We start from the raw sequence: 18,271 nt of genomic DNA on the forward strand, positions 1-18,271 counted from the left end.
GTTACTGGGGTGTCTGTCCGGCCTGGGTATCGAAATCGAAAGCCAGGCTGACATTGGCAAACAGCGGAACTTCGCGGCGATAGGCTGCACGCACGAACACGTTGTTGGCGGTGGTGATGATGGTGAGGTTTTCCGGCTTGATCGACGAAATACCCCCGACCATGGCGTGATTCATGAATTCCCGGCGCAGTTCGGTATCACTCTTGCCGGTTTCTGCGGCCATGGCGGTGACGGCCTTGCGTACTTCGGCATACTCGTTGTACACCGGCAGCACCTTGCCGGCCAACAAGAAGCCGGCACCCAGAATGAGCATGATGAACAACACCGAAATGACGGACAAACCTCGCTGACGCTGCATGGAACTCCCCCTGCCGGAAAACGGTGTCAATGAATGGCCTTGCCGATACGGGACAGCGAGCTGAAGTTCATCCAGATCAGGAAGGCTTTGCCGACCATCAGACGATCTTCCACAAAGCCCCAGTAACGACCATCCAGGCTGTTGTCGCGATTATCGCCCAGCATGAAGTAATGGCCGGCCGGCACCTTGCACACAAAGCCGTTGTCATCATACTGGCACTGGTCACGCGACGGGAAATCAGCCACCTGCCCCAGCGCCACGACCGGCGCTTCCGGAATATTCAGCACCTGGTAGGCCTTGCCATCCATCACTTCCTTGAACTGGTCATTGTGAATCATGGCCATGCCCTGCTCAAGATACTCGTAAGTGCCGTCTTTTTCATCCGGCACTGCCTTGCCGTTGATGCTCAGGCGCTTGTTGCGGTATTCCACCACATCGCCAGCCACGCCGATGACCCGCTTGATGTAATTCACCTTGGGATTGGGCGGGTAGTTGAATACCACCACATCACCACGGCTCACCTTGCCCACCGGCACCAGCACATTGTTCAACACCGGCACGCGGATGCCATAGGCAAACTTGTTGACCAGGATGAAGTCACCCACCACCAGACCGGGGCGCATCGAGCTGCTGGGAATCTGGAAAGGCTCTACCAGGAAGGAGCGCAGCAGGAAAACCACCAGGATCACCGGGAAGAAACCACGCGAGTATTCAACAAAGTGGCCGGGCTCACCGGCACGCTTCTTGGCCAGCAACCATTTGTCCAGGCCCCATACCACGCCGGTAATCAGCACAAACACCAGCATCACCGCAGTGAAGCTCATGTAATTGGACAGCAGGCCGAAACCACCGATGACCAGGGCCAGATAGCCCCACTGCACCGAAACCGGCCAATCCTTGGCACCGGCTTCACGCTGACCGCCAAAACCCACCAGCATGCCGCCAACAATGACGGCCACGGTAAACACCCAGAACAGGTTTTCGCCCACTTATTTGTCCCCTACTTGAAGAATGGCCAGGAAAGCCTCTTGCGGGATTTCCACGTTACCCACCTGCTTCATGCGCTTCTTGCCGGCCTTTTGCTTTTCCAGCAGCTTTTTCTTACGGGTGATGTCGCCGCCGTAGCACTTGGCCAGTACGTTCTTGCGCAGTGCCTTCACTGTTTCACGGGCAATGATATGTCCGCCGATGGCAGCCTGCACAGCGATATCAAACATCTGGCGCGGAATCAGCTCGCGCATCTTGGATACCAGTTCACGGCCACGGTAGACGCTGGACGCACGGTGCACGATCAGGCTCAGCGCATCCACTTTTTCGCTGTTGACCAGTACATCCAGCTTCACCAGATCGGCGCACTGGAATTCCTTGAACTCGTAGTCAAGGGAGGCATAGCCGCGGCTGGTGGACTTGAGGCGGTCAAAGAAGTCCATCACCACTTCATTCATCGGCATATCGTAAGTGAGCATCACCTGACGGCCCAGATACTGCATATTGCGCTGCACACCGCGCTTCAGGGTACACAGGGTAATGACCGCGCCGACATAGTCTTGCGGCACCAGGATATGAGCGGTGATGATGGGTTCGCGGATCTCTTCCACCTTGCCCGGGTCCGGCAGACGCGACGGGTTGTCGACATGAATCACGCTGCCGTCTTTCAACACCAGCTCATACACCACGGTTGGTGCCGTGGTGATCAGGTCCATGTCGAATTCGCGCTCCAGCCGTTCCTGCACGATTTCCAGATGCAACAGACCCAGGAAGCCGCAACGGAAGCCAAAGCCCAGTGCCTGCGACACCTCGGGTTCATACTTGAGCGAAGCATCGTTCAGTTGCAGCTTTTCCAGCGCATCGCGCAGGGCTTCGTAATCGTGGCTTTCCACCGGATACAGGCCGGCAAATACCTGCGACTGCACTTCCTTGAAGCCCGGCAGGGCTTCGGTGGCCGGCGTTTTCATCAGGGTGATGGTATCGCCCACCTTGGCCGATTTCAGCTCCTTGATACCGGCAATGATGAAGCCCACCTCGCCTGCGTTCAGCACATCGCGCGGTACCGACTTGGGCGAGAACACGCCAACCTGCTCCACCAGATGCTCGGCACCGGTAGCCATGAACTTGATCTTGTCCTTGGGACGAACCTGGCCATCCTTGACCCGCACCAGCATCACCACGCCGACGTAGTTGTCGAACCAGGAGTCGATGATCAGGGCTTTGAGCGGACCATCCGGATTGCCTTCCGGCGGCGGAATCTTGCTGACCACCACTTCGAGGATGTCCTGAATGCCGATGCCGGACTTGGCCGAGGCACGCACTGCATCAATGGCCTCAATGCCGATGATGTCTTCGATTTCCTGGCTGACACGTTCGGGCTCTGCCGCCGGCAGGTCGATCTTGTTCAGCACAGGTACGACTTCCACCCCCAGGTCGATGGCGGTGTAGCAGTTGGCCACGGTTTGCGCTTCCACACCCTGCGAGGCATCCACCACCAGCAATGCGCCTTCGCAGGCGGACAGCGAGCGGGAAACCTCGTAAGAGAAGTCCACGTGTCCTGGGGTGTCGATCAGGTTCAGGTTGTACACCTGGCCATCAACTGCCTTGTATTGCAGGGCGGCCGTTTGCGCCTTGATGGTAATGCCGCGCTCTTTCTCGATATCCATCGAGTCGAGCACCTGGGCACTCATTTCGCGCAGTTCGAGGCCACCGCAAAACTGGATGAAGCGGTCGGCCAGGGTCGATTTGCCATGGTCGATATGGGCAATGATCGAGAAATTTCTGATATGTTTCATCGGTATCCAGCAAAAAGATAAGGGCACGCTGGCGTGCCCTCGAACAACTCACACTGGCGCGGATTTTAGCCGATTTCGCCCAAATGTGCAGCCAAAGCAGGAATATCCAGATGCCAGTGACAAATCTGGTGTTCACCGTCCATCAATACCGGCACCAGTTCATTGAATCTGGCCTCAAGAATCGGGTCTGCATCCACATCCACCACATCCAGCTCAAAACCATGCCTGGCCTGCCATGGCTTGAGTTCTGCCAGCATCTGGTGGCACAGGCTGCAGTACTCACGGAAATACAAGGTCAGCTTCATTCTTCCCCACCAATGGTCAATGGAATAAACAGGGTCATGCCCTGGCGCAGCACTTGCAAGGCCAGTGTACTGCCCTTGGGCGCAGCGGTAACCGCAGCCTTGAACTGGCCGAAGCTGCTGATGGCCTCGCCCCCCAGACCCACGATCACGTCCCCAGGCTGCACACCGGCACGGGCAGCCAGCCCGCTGGCACGCCGAACTTGCAGGCCATACTTGATGCCGGCCTTGGCCAACTGCGGTGGCGTCAACTCGGCCAGCGCCAGCCCCAGCTGCTTCATGTTTTGCGCATCCGGCGTGGCTTGCGGTGCACGGTACTCGCGCTGAGCCGTGCGGGCATCCTCATTCTTCAGTTCTTCCGGCACCACGCTCAACTTGAGGATTGCACGATTGCGCCACACTTCCAGCGCTACCGGTTTCCCCGGGCGGATGGCACCGATCAGTCGCGGCAGATCAGAAGACGAGGCCACGGCCTGCCCCGCCACCGACAGGATGATATCACCGGCACGCAAGCCAGCCTTGTCTGCCGGGCTCTTTTTCTCCACCTCATTCACCAGCGCACCGGCCGGCTTGCTCAAACCGAAAGAGGCAGCCAGATCCTTGTTCAGCTCCTGAATGGCCACGCCAATGCGACCACGACTCACCTTGCCAGTGGCCTTGAGCTGATCGGCCACATTCATCGCCACATCAATGGGAATCGAGAAGGAAATGCCCATAAAACCGCCAGAACGACTGTAGATCTGCGAGTTGATGCCGATCACTTCACCCTTCATGTTGAACAGCGGCCCGCCCGAGTTACCGGGATTGACCGCAGCATCGGTTTGCAGGAAGGGGACAAAATTCTCATCCGGCAACAGGCGATTCTTGGCCGATACGATGCCGGAGGTCACGGTATTCTCAAAACCGAAGGGCGAGCCAATGGCCAACACCCACTCGCCCACACGCACATCGGCCATATTGCCCAGTCGCGCCACCGGCAGGTCTTTGGCCTCGATCTTGAGCAGAGCCACATCGGTACGGGCATCCGAGCCAATCACGTTAGCCTTGAATTCGCGCTTGTCAGTCAGGGTGACGGTAATTTCATCCGCACGCGCCACCACATGGGCATTGGTCAGCAGGTAGCCGTCAGCGGAAATGATGAAACCGGAACCCAGCGAGCGCTCCTGGCGCTCCTGTTGCTGCTGCGGAGCAAAGCGGCGGAAAAATTCGAAGAAGGGATCACCTTCCATGCCTTCCGGCAGGCTGCTGACATTCTGCTTGATGGTCGATGTGGTACTGACATTGACCACCGCCTTGCCCTCGCTTTCGACAATGCGGGCAAAATCGGGCAAATCGGCAGCAAGTACAACAGCAGGTTCAATAGTGAAGGCAGATGCCGCCAGCATGGCAGCAACGATCAGCTTTTTGATCGACATGGTCGCTCCATCTTGATGTGGTTTGCACAGAACAACAGGAAAGGAAATCAAAATGGCCTGCCTTCGCCACCAGGCGGAAAGGCAGGCCATGCACCATCATGGCTTGAGTACGATCTTGAGGTTTCTGATCATTGCCATCATGGTGGGTTCGGGCAGGTCACCCACCAGCGTGACCAGATAATCACCCTGCTCGGCAGTCGCCATATTGACGGCACCGTGCAGATTGACAGCACGCTCCGGACGGCCATCAGCCTGCGGCTCGATAAACAGCGACAGCATGACCAGCCCGTCGCTGAATACCATATGCCGCACAGTACGCTCAGCCTGACCCGGCAGCGTGCGCTGCACTGCCCGCAACAGCTTGAAGCCGCTGGGCATGCCGCTCACTTCGGACGGAGCGTCGGCATCAAGCGTCATGGCTGGTGCGCTGGCGCTGCGCAATACATAGTTTTGCTTGTATTGCGGCCGGAAAGCGCTCTTGTCCTTTGGCCCCTGCAATTCGATTTCGGTAAAGGTGAACTGCTCCACCGCTTCACCGGCGGCATTCTGGGTAATCACCTTCAGGGGGAGGAAGCTGGTCGGCTCCACACACATGCGCAGCATGTAGCGCTTGCTGTCTTTCGGCTTCAGCTCCAGCCAGTTGCAATCACGCTGTGCCACGCGATCCTTGCCGGAGCGCTTCACCGAATACGACTGGGCGATATTGCCGATATCATCAGGCAGCAAGGCCGGAAACAGCCGCATGGCACTGACTTTGGCAGCAGACAGCGACTTGGCATCCGGCGCATAACAGGTAAGCTCAAGCCCCTTGCGAATGATTTCGCGCGATGGACCATCCAGTGAGGTGCGTTTTTCCTGGATGTTGTCGCCGGAACCACTACGCACGATGCGGAAGGTTTCCAGCGAGCTGTTCATCTGATGCAGGTAGGTACCATTCAGTGGCTGCTGCCTGGCGGCGGCAGCCACTTTCTTTACCACCAGCCAGTCATCATCCGCATGGGCCAGCACCGCCACGCCTATCAGGCAGACCCCGGACAGCTGTGTCAGACGCATCAGTGGCGAACTCCATTTCCATAGGAAACCTTGTATACGCTCTGATCTGCCGTCATCTCCTGATGCGCCGCCAGATAAAGGTCGTCATGCTGCTGCGCCGGCTGCAAGGCAGCAACCGGCACGCCACGATCAGCCATGGCGGACGCGGCATTGCCATGCGACAGCTGCTGCCAACCCACCACCGCGGCAAAGCTGACACTGGCGGCCAGCGCCACCGCACCGGCCCGACGCGTACGCACCGGGGCAAACCAGCGCCGCGGCGCCAGTACGGTCGGTTCGCTTGCCAGGCGTTCGGCCACGCGCTGGCGGACATTCACCGCCACATGGCTGTTGGCACGCATGGCATCACCGATCAGATGATAAGCGTCCCAGACCTGCTTCAGTTCCTCTTCATCAGCGATGGCATTGATGGCCCTCTGCGCGTGTTGCCCGTCCAGCTCGCCGTCCATCAGCGCGGATAATTTTTCTTTCATAAGCTACCACCTTCTGTTTTTGGCCGTATCCAGCAGTGGCCGCAATTCGGCAGCAATCGCCTCGCGTGCACGGAAAATCCGCGAACGCACGGTGCCGATCGGACAGTTCATTACCTGTGCAATCTCTTCGTAGGATAGCCCGTCCATTTCACGCAGCGAAATGGCCGTTCTGAGTTCCTCCGGCAAGGCTTGCACGGCAGCATTGACTGTCGTCACGATTTCCTTGTTCATCAGCTCGGTTTCAGGCGTATTCATGTCGGGCACTTGCGACGCCAGGTCGAAGCTTTCGCCATCTTCGTCTTCAAACTCGCTGTTCACTACCGGACGACGTCCGGCTGAACTGAGGAAATTTTTGGCAGTATTGATGCCGATTCGGTACAGCCATGTGTAAAACGCACTCTCGCCGCGAAATGACGGCAAAGCGCGATACGCTTTGATAAATGCCTCTTGCGTCACATCTTCGATGTCCGAGCCGTCGCGAATGAAGCGTGACAAAAGTCTAGCCAGACGACGCTGATATTTTGCAACAAGCAGGTCGAAAGCTCTTTTTTCACCTCGCTGGGCACGCTCCACCAACTGTTGATCGATATCACGATCACTCATGTCGTTGTAATGCTCCCTGAATTGTCCACTGGTTTAATTGTATGTGCGTCTGTGTGGACACAACACTAGACCGTGGCTCGTGCAATGAGTTCCCCCGAGCTTGCTGCTGCGAAACATACCAGAGCTTGGGTAAAACATGAACCATCTTCACCGGCGACGCTGCTGATAGAGCATTTGCACTCCAACCAAGCACTTGCTAGAATGCTCTGCAATGTCACCTGCATCCCACTAAGGACCCAGCCATGAGCACACCCGGTCAACGCTTTCGCCTCGCTGTAGAACAGGAAAAACCGCTGCAAGTCGTGGGCGCCGTCAACGCCTATGCAGCACGTCTGGCCGAACACTCCGGTTTCAAGTCCCTGTACCTGTCCGGCGGCGGCGTGGCTGCCTGCTCCTGCGGCATTCCGGACCTGGGCATCACCACACTGGAAGACGTATTGATTGATGTGCGTCGCATTACCGACGTAACCGAACTGCCGCTGCTGGTGGATATCGATACCGGCTGGGGCGGTGCTTTCAATATCGCCCGCGCCATCAAGAGTCTGGAAAAAGCCGGTGCCGCCGCCGTGCATATTGAAGACCAAGTGCAGCAAAAGCGCTGCGGCCATCGCCCCAACAAAGCCATTGTCAGCCAGGAAGAAATGGTCGACCGCGTCAAGGCGGCCACCGATGCGCGCAAGGATGACAGCTTCGTCATCATGGCACGTACCGATGCACTGGCGGTGGAGGGCCTGGATTCGGCCATAGCCCGCGCCGTGGCCTGCGTGGAAGCCGGTGCCGACATGATCTTCCCGGAAGCCATGACCGATCTGGCCATGTACAAGCAATTCGCCGAAGCCGTCGGCGTGCCGGTACTGGCCAACATCACCGAATTCGGTTCCACCCCGCTGTTCACCACCCAGGAGCTGGGTGAAAACGGCGTGTCGCTGGTGCTCTATCCGCTGTCAGCCTTCCGCGCCATGAGCCAGGCCGCCCTGAATGTATACGGCGCACTGCGTCGCGATGGCACGCAGAAAAACGTGCTGGACACCATGCAGACCCGCATGGACCTGTACGAGCATCTGGGCTACCACAGCTACGAACAAAAGCTGGATGGGCTCTTTGCCGAAGGCAAAAACAAATAATTGTCTGCCACAGGCAAGCGCAGACAAACCGCTGACCAGCAGGTAAACAGCAAGCCAGTGCACCGCCCGCGCAAACCGGGCCGCACCGGCCGCAATAACAACAGCAAGACGAGAAACTTCATCCTAGGAGAAATGGCATGACTGAAGTGGTTCTGACTGGCAAGCCGAAGAAATCGGTCGCTCTGTCCGGCGTTGCCGCCGGCAATACCGCCCTGTGCACGGTTGGCCGTACCGGCAACGACCTGAGCTATCGCGGCTACGACATTCTGGATATTGCCGACCAGTGCGAATTCGAAGAAGTTGCCTTTCTGCTGGTACACGGCAAGCTGCCGAACAAGGCCGAACTGGCCGGCTACAAGCAAAAGCTGAAAGCCCTGCGCGGCCTGCCGCAAGTGGTGAAGAGCGTGCTGGAAGCCCTGCCCGCCTCTGCCCACCCGATGGATGTGATGCGCAGCGGCGTGTCCGCCCTGGGCTGCACCCTGCCGGAAAAGGATGACCACAATATCGCCGGCGCACGCGATATCGCCGACCGCCTGATGGCCTCTTTCGGCTCGATGCTGCTGTACTGGTACCACTTCAGCCACAACGGCAAACGTATCGATGTGGAAACCGACGACGACTCCATCGGTGGCCATTTCCTGCACCTGCTGCACGGCGAAAAGCCGTCCGAACTGTGGGTGAAGGCGATGCACACCTCGCTGATCCTCTATGCCGAGCACGAATTCAACGCCTCCACCTTTACCAGCCGCGTGATTGCCGGTACCGGTTCGGACATGTACTCCAGCATTACCGGTGCCATCGGCGCACTGCGCGGCCCCAAGCACGGCGGTGCCAACGAAGTGGCGTTTGAAATCCAGAAGCGCTACGACAATCCGGACGAGGCCGAAGCCGACATCAAGGCCCGCGTGGAGCGCAAGGAAGTGGTGATCGGCTTTGGCCACCCGGTTTACACCATCTCCGATCCGCGCAATAAGGTGATCAAGGAAGTGGCGCGCAACCTGTCCGCCGCTGCTGGCGACAGCAAGATGTTCGACATTGCCGACCGCCTGGAAAGCGTGATGTGGGACATCAAGAAGATGTTCCCCAATCTGGACTGGTTCTCCGCCGTGTCCTACCACATGATGGGCGTGCCCACTGCCATGTTCACCCCGCTGTTCGTGATTGCCCGTACCAGCGGCTGGAGTGCGCATGTGATCGAACAACGCATTGACGGCAAGATCATCCGCCCGTCGGCCAATTACACCGGCCCGGACGATCAGGCCTTCGTGCCACTGGCACAGCGCTGATGGTCAGGGGAGCAAGCCGCAAGGTTTGCTCCCCGCTTTGCTTCCACCCTTCAGAGTTTTAGCGACGCCATGAACAAAAACTACCGCACCAATCTGCCCGGCAGCCAGCTGGACTACTACGACACCCAAGCCGCCGTTGATGCCATTGCACCCGGTGCCTATGCCACCCTGCCCTATACCTCGCGCGTGCTGGCCGAGCAACTGGTACGCCGCTGCGACCCGGACTTGCTGACCGACGCGCTCAAGCAGCTGATCGAACGCAAGCGTGATCTGGACTTTCCCTGGTATCCGGCGCGCGTGGTGTGCCATGACATCCTGGGCCAGACCGCCCTGGTCGACCTGGCCGGCCTGCGCGATGCCATCGCCGACAAGGGTGGCGACCCGTCGCTGGTGAACCCGGTGGTGCCGACGCAATTGATCGTCGACCACTCGCTGGCGGTGGAGTGCGGTGGTTTTGACCCGCATGCCTTCGAAAAAAACCGTGCCATCGAAGACCGCCGCAATGAAGACCGCTTCCACTTCATCGAGTGGACCAAGACCGCCTTCAAGAATGTGGATGTGATTCCGGCTGGCAACGGCATCATGCACCAGATCAACCTGGAAAAAATGTCGCCGGTGATTCAGGTGCGCGATGGCGTGGCCTTCCCCGACACCTGTGTCGGCACCGACAGCCACACCCCGCACGTGGATGCGCTGGGCGTGATCGCCATCGGCGTGGGTGGCCTGGAAGCGGAAACCGTGATGTTGGGCCATCCGTCCATGATGCGGCTGCCGGACATTGTTGGCGTCAAGCTCACCGGCCAGCGCCAGCCTGGCATCACCGCCACCGACATCGTACTGGCCCTGACCGAGTTCCTGCGCAAGGAGCGCGTGGTCGGCGCTTATGTAGAGTTCTTTGGTGATGGCGCCGCCAGCCTGTCCATCGGCGACCGTGCCACCATTTCCAATATGTGCCCGGAATACGGCGCTACCGCCGCCATGTTCTACATCGACCAGCAAACCATTCATTACCTGAAGCTGACCGGCCGCGAAGCCGAGCAGGTGGCACTGGTGGAAAACTACGCCAAGGTCAGCGGCCTGTGGGCCGACAGCCTGGCCACGGCGCAATACGAACGCGTGCTGGAGTTTGACCTGTCCAGCGTGGTGCGCAATATGGCCGGCCCGTCCAATCCGCACAAGCGCCTGCCCACCTCGGCGCTGGCCGAACGCGGCATTGCCGTGGATCTGGACAAGGCGCGCGCCGAAGAAGCCGAAGGCCTGCTGCCGGATGGCGCGGTAATCATTGCCGCCATCACCAGCTGCACCAACACCAGCAACCCGCGCAATGTGGTAGCGGCCGCCCTGCTGGCCAAGCGCGCCAATGAGCTGGGCCTGGTGCGCAAGCCGTGGGTGAAGTCGTCGTTTGCGCCCGGTTCCAAAGTAGCCAAGCTGTATCTGGAAGAAGCCGGCCTGCTCACGGAACTGGAAAAGCTGGGCTTCGGCATCGTGGCCTATGCCTGCACCACCTGTAACGGCATGTCCGGTGCGCTGGACCCGGCCATCCAGCAGGAAATCATTGACCGCGACCTGTACACCGCCGCCGTACTGTCCGGCAACCGCAACTTCGATGGCCGCATCCACCCCTATGCCAAGCAGGCCTTCCTGGCCTCGCCGCCGCTGGTGGTGGCCTACGCCATCGCCGGCACCGTGCGTTTTGATATCGAAAAAGACGTGCTGGGCGTGGTGGACGGCAAGGAAATCCGCCTGCAAGACCTATGGCCATCCGATGCCGAGATTGATGAAATCGTCGAGCGTTGCGTGAAGCCGGAACAGTTCAAGCAGATCTACATTCCGATGTTCGATCTGGGTAGCTTCGAGGCCGCCAAGAGCCCGCTGTACGACTGGCGTCCGATGTCCACCTATATCCGTCGCCCGCCCTATTGGGAAGGCGCACTGGCCGGTACACGCACGCTCAAGGGCATGCTGCCGCTGGCGGTATTGCCGGACAACATCACCACCGACCACCTGTCGCCGTCCAATGCCATTCTGCTCAACTCGGCAGCGGGTGAATATCTGGCCAAGATGGGCCTGCCGGAAGAAGACTTCAACTCCTACGCCACCCACCGTGGCGACCACCTCACCGCCCAGCGCGCCACCTTTGCCAACCCGCAACTGGTAAACGAAATGGCGGTAGTGGACGGCGTGGTGAAAAAGGGCTCGCTGGCGCGTATCGAACCGGAAGGCAAGGTCACCCGCATGTGGGAAGCCATCGAAACCTATATGGCACGCAAGCAGCCGCTGATCATCGTGGCCGGGGCCGACTACGGCCAGGGCAGTTCGCGTGACTGGGCAGCCAAGGGCGTGCGGCTGGCCGGGGTGGAAGCCATTGCCGCCGAAGGCTTCGAGCGCATTCACCGTACCAATCTGGTGGGCATGGGCGTGCTGCCGCTGGAATTCCAGCCCGGCACCACCCGCAAGACACTGGGCATTGATGGCACGGAAAGCTACGACGTAGAGGGCGAAATCTCGCCGCGCTGCACGCTGACCCTGCTGATTCATCGTCGCAATGGCGAAACCGTGCGCGTGCCGATGATCTGCCGCCTGGATACCGCCGCCGAAGTGCGTGTCTATCAGGCTGGCGGCGTGCTGCAGCGCTTTGCCCAGGACTTTATCGAGTCTACCCAGACTGTTTGAGTTTTCACCCCCCGGCCCGGCGGTGTGTCCCCGCTGTCGGGCCGGATCAGGGTGACCCCATCCATCCGCGCAGCGGTCCGCCGGCAAGGCGGGCCGCTGGCTTAATTTTCATCACCCGGCGCGGCCCTGAGCCCCGGCACGCCGGCAAGGAGACTTTGCATGGCCCACGCTCCGCAAATCCGCATACCTGCCACTTACATCCGTGGCGGCACCAGCAAGGGGGTGTTTTTCCGCCTGCAAGACCTGCCGCCCGCCGCGCAGCAGCCCGGAGCAGTACGCGATGCCATCCTGATGCGCGTCATCGGCAGCCCCGATCCCTACGGCAAGCAGATCGACGGCATGGGCGGTGCAACGTCCAGCACCAGCAAGACGGTGATCCTGGCCAAGAGCAGCCGGCCGGAACATGACGTGGATTATCTGTTCGGCCAGGTGGCCATCGACAAGGCCTTTGTCGACTGGAGCGGCAACTGCGGCAACCTGTCCGCAGCCGTTGGCTCGTTTGCCATCATGAGCGGACTGGTAGACGCCAGCCGCGTCCCGGCCAATGGCATGGCCACGGTACGCATCTGGCAGGCCAATATCGGCAAGACCATCATCGCCCATGTGCCCATCACCAACGGTGAAGTACAAGAGACCGGCGATTTCGAGCTGGACGGCGTCACCTTCCCGGCAGCCGAAGTACAACTGGAGTTTCTCGACCCGGCCGACGAAGGCGATGGCGAGGGCGGCGGCGCCATGTTCCCCACCGGCAATGTGGTGGACACGCTGGAAGTCCCGGGCGTGGGCAGCTTCCAGGTCACACTGATCAATGCCGGCATTCCCACCATCTTCCTCAATGCCGCAGAGCTGGGTTACAGCGGCAGCGAACTGCAGGACGCCATCAACGGCGATGCTGCCACGCTGGCACGCTTTGAAACCATCCGCGCCCACGGTGCCGTACGCATGGGCCTGATCAAGGACATTGCCGAAGCGGCCACCCGTCAGCACACGCCCAAAGTGGCTTTTGTTGCGCCCCCCACTGATTACACCGCCTCCAGTGGCAAGGCCATCCAGGCCGGTGACATCGACCTGTGCGTACGCGCCATGTCCATGGGCAAGCTGCACCATGCCATGATGGGCACCGCCGCGGTGGCCATCGGCACCGCTGCCGCCATTCCCGGCACGCTGGTCAATCTGGCCGCCGGCGGTGGCGAACGCCAGGCCGTGCGCTTTGGCCACCCCTCCGGCACCCTGCGCGTGGGTGCAGAAGCCAAGCTGGTGGATGGCCAGTGGCAGGTCAGTAAGGCCATCATGAGCCGCAGCGCCCGCGTCTTGATGGAAGGCTGGGTGCGTATTCCCGGCGATGTGCTGTAACACAAGGCAACTAGCGCCATGAAAAAACCGCCTGACCAGGCGGTTTTTCTTTGACAGCAACAGGACACCGACTCAGATATCGGCCATCACCTCGCCCAGCCGCACCGGGCTGGCAGGCTGCCAGTGCTGATTGAACTGCAAGCCCGTGCTCTGCGGGAACAACAGCACCACAGTGGAGCCCAGCTGGAAGCGGCCCATTTCCTCGCCCTTGCCAATGACGATCTGCTGATCCTGATAATCCCAGCGCTGAACGCGGCCGGGGCGCGGCGGATTCACCACGCCATGCCAGGTCGTCGCCATGCTGCCGACAATGGTGGCCCCCACCAGCGTCAGCACAAAGCGGCCATGCGGGCCTTCGAACTCGCACACCACACGCTCATTGCGAGCGAACAGGCCCGGCACGCCGCGCGCCGTGGCCGGATTCACCGAAAACAGCGCTCCCGGCACATAAGTCATGCTCAACAGGCGGCCATCACAAGGCATGTGAATGCGGTGGTAGTCACGCGGACTCAGGTAGATGGTGGCAAAGAAGCCATCCTGATAATGCGCCGCCATGGCGGCATCGCCACCCACCAGCGCCGTAGTGGAATAGTCATGCCCCTTGGCCTGGAAAATCTGATCCTGCCGGATGGGGCCGAACTGACTGACCGCCCCATCCACCGGGCAGATCAGTGCGCTGGCCGCCAGCGGGCGCGCACCGGCACGCAAGGGACGGGTAAAAAATTGATTGAAGCTGGCATAGCTGGCGATATCGGAATTGGCCGCCTCGGCCATGTTGACTTGGTAACGACCGACAAACCAGCGGATCACCGCCGTGGTCAATCCACCGGCTTCGGCGCTGGCCAGCTTGCCGGCCAGAATGGTCAAAGCCTGCTTGGGCAGGAGGTATTGCAGCCATACGGCGAATCGTTCGGACACTGTTTCAATACTCTGAATGCGGACAGCCGCACATTATAAGCGCTCCTGCCCACGAATGCTAAAAGCTTGCTCCAGCCCTGGGCGCTGGGGCTGTACCGTTTACCTTTATCCCTGGCGATTAATACAGGCCCTGACTAGAATAAAGCACCATCAGTACTGGTACGAACAACCCAAGCGAGGAATCACTAATGAGCACACTGAAAGTTCTGGCCATTTGCGGCAGCCTGCGTCGCGCATCCACCAATATGGGCCTGCTGCGCTATGCACAAGCGCATGCCCCGGCTGGCGTGAGCATCGAGATCGCCGACATCGGCCAGTTGCCCTTCTTCAATAGCGACATCAGCGAAAAACCCGCAGCGGTTCAACAGCTGCTGGCGCAACTGGCAACGGCAGACGCCCTGCTGCTGGGCTGCCCGGAATACAACTATTCCATGGCTCCGGCGCTGAAAAACGTACTGGACTGGGCTTCGCGCGAGCCGGACAACGCACTGCTGGCCGGCAAGCCGGTGGCCATTGTTGGCGCTGGCGGCGGCATGGGGACTTCGCGGGCGCAATACCATCTGCGCCAGACCTGCGTGTACCTCGACCTGCACCCGCTGAACAAGCCGGAAGTATTCGCCAACGCCTTCGCCGGCGGTTTTGATGCCGAAGGCAATCTGACCGACGAACGTCTGCAAGCGCTGGTAGTACAACAGCTGCAGGCGCTGCAAGCCTGGGCCGGCAAACTGTCGGCCTGATTCATCGACTCGCCTCACCAGGCCGGGGCCGCCACGGGGCGCTCCGGCCTTATTGCATTGATTTTTACTAAAATTTTCCCGTCCGCGACCGATAATGAGACATCAGCTTGTCGCTTTGCCGGCAAGCCTTATCTTCCTCTCTGCAGGAGTCGCTCATGACCATCAGCAGCATTCCGGGCAACAGCCAGTCGCTGTACGCCAGCCTCAGCAGCACCACCCTGACCGACAGCAAAACCGGTGACAGCATCAGCAGCAGCACGCTGACGGTGGACGAAGTGGTCAGCCTGGGCCAGAACGACAGCAGCAGCCAGCCCCTAACCTATGGCAAGCCCGGCAACACGGCGACGCAAAACGTGGATGTCCCTGCGCTGCTGGCCAAGTCCAACCAGCAAGTGGCCGACTTCCTCAAACTGCTGGGCAATCTGGTTCAGCAACAGGGGCTGCAGTGGAATAAGGTAGTCAGCGGCGAACAGCAATTGACGGTAGACCCGAAAACCAAGGCAGAAGCCACTCAGGCCGTGTCGGAAGATGGCGAACTGGGCGTCAAGAACACTGCACGACGCATTCTGGATTTCGCCCGGCTCGGCATAGGCAACGATCCCAGCAAGATCGCCAGCATCCGCGATGCGGTGCAGCAGGGCTTTGATCAGGCCAAACAGGCTTTTGGCGGCAGCCTGCCCGACATCAGCTACCAGACCCGTGACGCCATCATGGCCACGCTGGACGACTGGCAAAAGAATGGCCTGCCCAGCAATAACGACTACACATTGATCAGGCCGGACAGCAGCCAGGGTCACAACAGCAAGCAGGACAACAGTCAGAACAGTAGCAGCGCAGGCTGAACAACTGCCCTCACCCGGCAAGCCATTACGGCAAGACGGATGAGGGCCGGTGTGGCTCAGTAAATATCGCGGCCGAAATACTGCGTGCTGAGCTTCTTGAAGGTGCCATTGGCACGCACGGCAGCAATCGCCTTGTTCAAACGTGCCACCAGCTCCTTGTCTTCCTTGCGCACTGCCATGCCGGCACCGGAACCCAACACCTCACGTTCGGCGGCGTTGTCGCCATTGATGGACGGGCCGACAAAGGCAAACGCCTTGCCCGGCTCGCTCTTGAGGAAGCCGGCCTCCACCTGCAGCTCATCCTGGAAGCTGGCATCCAGCCGGCCATTCACCAGGTCGGCATAGGCCTTGTCCTGATCCTCGTAGCGCACCACATCCATGCCACGCGGCCCCCAGAACTTGCTCAGATACATGTCCGCCGTGGTACCGCGCTGCACCCCTACCCGCTTGCCCTTCATGCCCTCTGCCGTGAACTTGAGCGTACTGCCCTTGGTGGCGATCAGGCGTTGCGGCGTGCGGAAATAACGTTCACTGAAGGTAACGGCCTTGGCCCGGTCAGCGGTAATGGTCATCGACGACATGATCACATCGTACTTCTTGGCGATCAGACCGGGGATGATGCCATCCCAATCCTGATTGATCAGCGTGCAGCGCGCCTTCATTTCCTTGCACAGCGCCACCGCCAGATCGGCTTCGAAGCCGACAATCTGCCCGGCCGGATTAAGCGATTCGAACGGCGGATAAGTAGCATCCATGCCGATACGCAGATTATTCAAATCCGTCGCGCCAGCCTGCAGGGCGACAGCGGACAACAGCACGGCACACCAGGGTTTCAGCTTCATCTTTATTCCTCCAAACGACGTAAGTGGACATACGCTCTTGCAAGGGACTACGCACTGCTTGCTGTTATCGCGTCACGGCCGGCAAGGGCCGTGACCCTGCTGGATTAATCCAGACCGCTTTCCAGCAACAACATGTCACTGAAGGTCTCCTGACGGCGGATCAGGCGGTAATGGCCGGCGTCTTCGATCAGCACCGCTGCCGAACGCGGCTGGGCGTTGTACACCGTCTGGTTTTCCAGCTGATAGGCACCGACATCCAGGAAGGCCACCACATCGCCCACGGCACTGGCTTCGGGCAACAGGAACTGCTCACCCAGCGGGCCGTGGCGGAAATAGTCGCCACCATCGCACAGCGGCCCACCCAGCTTGACCGGCTGGTTGTGGCTGTCAGCAATACGGCTGGCGTTGTAGACATAGAAATACCAGTCCTTGTAATCCGGAATGGCGTTGAAGCCGGCATCCAGCATGCGCCAGTCCACCTGGCCTTCCACGCTGCCATCTTCATTGAGCAGGGTCTTGCGTTTGCCGCTGACCAGGCTGGTCAGCAATACCGCCGCGCTGCCCACCACCTTGCGCCCCGGCTCGATGCAAATCTCGATGTCCTGCCGCCAGGCATGCACTTCGCGGATCACTGCCGCAGCGAATTCATCCGCCCCGATGGCCGGCTGCATATTATCCGGGCCACCCAGGCCACGGTCGCTGGCATAGCGGTAGGGCGTGGGGATGCCGCCACCGACATTGATCATGTCAAAGCGGATATTCAGCGTGTCTTCCAGTTGGCGCGCCGTCTCCACCAGCACGCGGGTCGCCGCGCCAAACGGTTCGGCATCCGGCACCTGGTCACCCACATGCATGTGCAGGCCGCACAGCCGGACATAGGGCATGGCAGCGACCTGGCGGCAGATACGCTCGGCATCGGCCAGATCGACACCCGACTTGGCACGGAAAGCCGTCATCAGCCCCTCGTGCGTGGCGGCTTTGACATTCGGCTCCACCCGCAGGCAGATGCGCACCGGCTGCTGCAGGCGGCGGCTGATGCGGTCGATGGCCAGCAGCTCCTGCTCGCTATCGACATTGATGGCGTGCAATTGCTGGCTGATGGCGAATTCCAGCTCTTCATCGCGCTTGACCACACCGTTGTAGACGATCTCGCAGCCAGCAAAGCCAGCCGCCAGACAGCGGCGGATCTCGTTAGCGGAATTGGCTTCAATGCTGATGCCTGCCTCGCGCACCACTTGCAACACGGCCAGCAGCGAGCAGGCTTTGGAGGCGTAGCAGATGCGGGTGGCGGCATGGCCGGCAAAGGCCTGCTGAATTTCCGCGATATTGCGGCGGATTTCCGGCGCGGAATAAACAAACAAGGGCGAGCCAAATTGTGCGGCCAGCGCCGGCAAATCCACCCCTTCGAATTGCAAATGGCCGTGACTGGCGCTCAGGCGGCGGTCATGCTGCAGGGTGTATTGCCGTTGGGAATCATAATCGTGGTGCATGGCGTCTCCGTTTGATGGT

Annotated in this window: 17 protein-coding genes; 6 read left to right on the forward strand and 11 right to left on the reverse strand. The window is 60.0% G+C overall.

The genetic code is table 11. From position 1 onward, the window contains the following. Position 1: 1 nt before the first annotated feature. The 8 genes from DBR44_RS18610 to rpoE form a co-directional block, all read right to left on the reverse strand. Positions 2 to 358 (reverse strand): DUF4845 domain-containing protein, encoded by a 357-nt coding sequence (locus DBR44_RS18610; protein ID WP_124645486.1) that lies wholly within the window; start codon positions 356 to 358, stop codon positions 2 to 4. A 26-nt stretch (positions 359 to 384) separates the two neighbouring features. Further along, positions 385 to 1,347 carry a signal peptidase I gene (gene lepB / locus DBR44_RS18615; protein WP_199731110.1) on the reverse strand — a complete coding sequence of 321 codons (963 nt, stop codon included), beginning with the start codon at positions 1,345 to 1,347 and terminating at the stop codon, positions 385 to 387. Continuing rightward, entirely contained in the window at positions 1,348 to 3,141 is a 1,794-nt protein-coding gene (gene lepA, locus DBR44_RS18620; RefSeq protein ID WP_124645487.1) for a translation elongation factor 4, read from the reverse strand. A gap of 65 nt (positions 3,142 to 3,206) precedes the next feature. Next, positions 3,207 to 3,446, reverse strand: coding sequence for a glutaredoxin family protein (locus tag DBR44_RS18625; RefSeq protein ID WP_124645488.1), 240 nt, complete (start codon positions 3,444 to 3,446; stop codon positions 3,207 to 3,209). Beyond that, on the reverse strand, positions 3,443 to 4,858 hold the full coding sequence (locus DBR44_RS18630) for a DegQ family serine endoprotease (protein WP_124645489.1): 1,416 nt from the start codon (positions 4,856 to 4,858) through the stop codon (positions 3,443 to 3,445). The genes DBR44_RS18625 and DBR44_RS18630 overlap by 4 nt, the downstream gene beginning before the upstream one ends. 96 nt (positions 4,859 to 4,954) lie before the next feature. Next, a complete protein-coding gene (locus tag DBR44_RS18635; RefSeq protein WP_124645490.1) occupies positions 4,955 to 5,911 on the reverse strand; it encodes a MucB/RseB C-terminal domain-containing protein in 957 nt (318 codons plus the stop codon). Then, on the reverse strand, positions 5,911 to 6,384 hold the full coding sequence (locus DBR44_RS18640; RefSeq protein ID WP_124645491.1) for a sigma-E factor negative regulatory protein: 474 nt from the start codon (positions 6,382 to 6,384) through the stop codon (positions 5,911 to 5,913). Before DBR44_RS18640 ends, DBR44_RS18635 begins: the two co-directional genes overlap by 1 nt. 3 nt (positions 6,385 to 6,387) lie before the next feature. Next, entirely contained in the window at positions 6,388 to 6,987 is a 600-nt protein-coding gene (gene rpoE, locus DBR44_RS18645; RefSeq protein ID WP_059287003.1) for an RNA polymerase sigma factor RpoE, read from the reverse strand. Between the two features lie 242 nt (positions 6,988 to 7,229). Between rpoE and prpB the strand changes: the two genes are divergently transcribed. The 4 genes from prpB to prpF all read left to right on the forward strand — a co-directional run bounded on the left by prpB (position 7,230) and on the right by prpF (position 13,423). After that, positions 7,230 to 8,111, forward strand: coding sequence for a methylisocitrate lyase (gene prpB, locus DBR44_RS18650; RefSeq protein ID WP_103525233.1), 882 nt, complete (start codon positions 7,230 to 7,232; stop codon positions 8,109 to 8,111). A 137-nt stretch (positions 8,112 to 8,248) separates the two neighbouring features. Further along, positions 8,249 to 9,397, forward strand: a complete 1,149-nt coding sequence (gene prpC, locus DBR44_RS18655) for a 2-methylcitrate synthase (protein WP_124645492.1) — start codon at positions 8,249 to 8,251, stop codon at positions 9,395 to 9,397. A 69-nt stretch (positions 9,398 to 9,466) separates the two neighbouring features. Then, positions 9,467 to 12,070 (forward strand): Fe/S-dependent 2-methylisocitrate dehydratase AcnD, encoded by a 2,604-nt coding sequence (gene acnD / locus DBR44_RS18660; RefSeq protein ID WP_124645493.1) that lies wholly within the window; start codon positions 9,467 to 9,469, stop codon positions 12,068 to 12,070. A 159-nt stretch (positions 12,071 to 12,229) separates the two neighbouring features. After that, the gene (prpF, locus tag DBR44_RS18665) at positions 12,230 to 13,423 is read left to right on the forward strand and encodes a 2-methylaconitate cis-trans isomerase PrpF (RefSeq protein WP_124645494.1); all 1,194 of its coding nucleotides are present in this window, start codon (positions 12,230 to 12,232) and stop codon (positions 13,421 to 13,423) included. A 72-nt stretch (positions 13,424 to 13,495) separates the two neighbouring features. On the opposite strand, the gene asd is transcribed toward prpF, so the two are convergent. Continuing rightward, positions 13,496 to 14,341: an archaetidylserine decarboxylase gene (asd, locus tag DBR44_RS18670; RefSeq protein ID WP_124645495.1), complete on the reverse strand. Its 846-nt coding sequence runs from the start codon at positions 14,339 to 14,341 to the stop codon at positions 13,496 to 13,498. 188 nt (positions 14,342 to 14,529) lie between these two features. Here asd and DBR44_RS18675 point away from each other — a divergent pair, with 188 nt between their 5' ends. Together DBR44_RS18675 and DBR44_RS18680 are read left to right on the forward strand one after the other, a co-directional pair. Next, on the forward strand, positions 14,530 to 15,078 hold the full coding sequence (locus DBR44_RS18675) for an NADPH-dependent FMN reductase (RefSeq protein WP_124645496.1): 549 nt from the start codon (positions 14,530 to 14,532) through the stop codon (positions 15,076 to 15,078). A 155-nt stretch (positions 15,079 to 15,233) separates the two neighbouring features. Further along, positions 15,234 to 15,920, forward strand: a complete 687-nt coding sequence (locus DBR44_RS18680) for a hypothetical protein (RefSeq protein ID WP_124645497.1) — start codon at positions 15,234 to 15,236, stop codon at positions 15,918 to 15,920. A gap of 56 nt (positions 15,921 to 15,976) precedes the next feature. Here the strand turns inward: DBR44_RS18680 and DBR44_RS18685 are convergent, their stop codons facing one another. Together DBR44_RS18685 and lysA are read right to left on the reverse strand one after the other, a co-directional pair. Continuing rightward, positions 15,977 to 16,762 (reverse strand): ABC transporter substrate-binding protein, encoded by a 786-nt coding sequence (locus DBR44_RS18685; protein WP_124645498.1) that lies wholly within the window; start codon positions 16,760 to 16,762, stop codon positions 15,977 to 15,979. 104 nt (positions 16,763 to 16,866) lie between these two features. Further along, positions 16,867 to 18,252: a diaminopimelate decarboxylase gene (lysA, locus tag DBR44_RS18690; protein ID WP_124645499.1), complete on the reverse strand. Its 1,386-nt coding sequence runs from the start codon at positions 18,250 to 18,252 to the stop codon at positions 16,867 to 16,869. Between the last annotated feature and the right edge of the window lie 19 nt (positions 18,253 to 18,271).

Source organism: Aquitalea sp. FJL05 (assembly GCF_003852595.1).
GTDB classification, from domain to species: Bacteria; Pseudomonadota; Gammaproteobacteria; order Burkholderiales; family Chromobacteriaceae; genus Aquitalea; species Aquitalea aquatilis.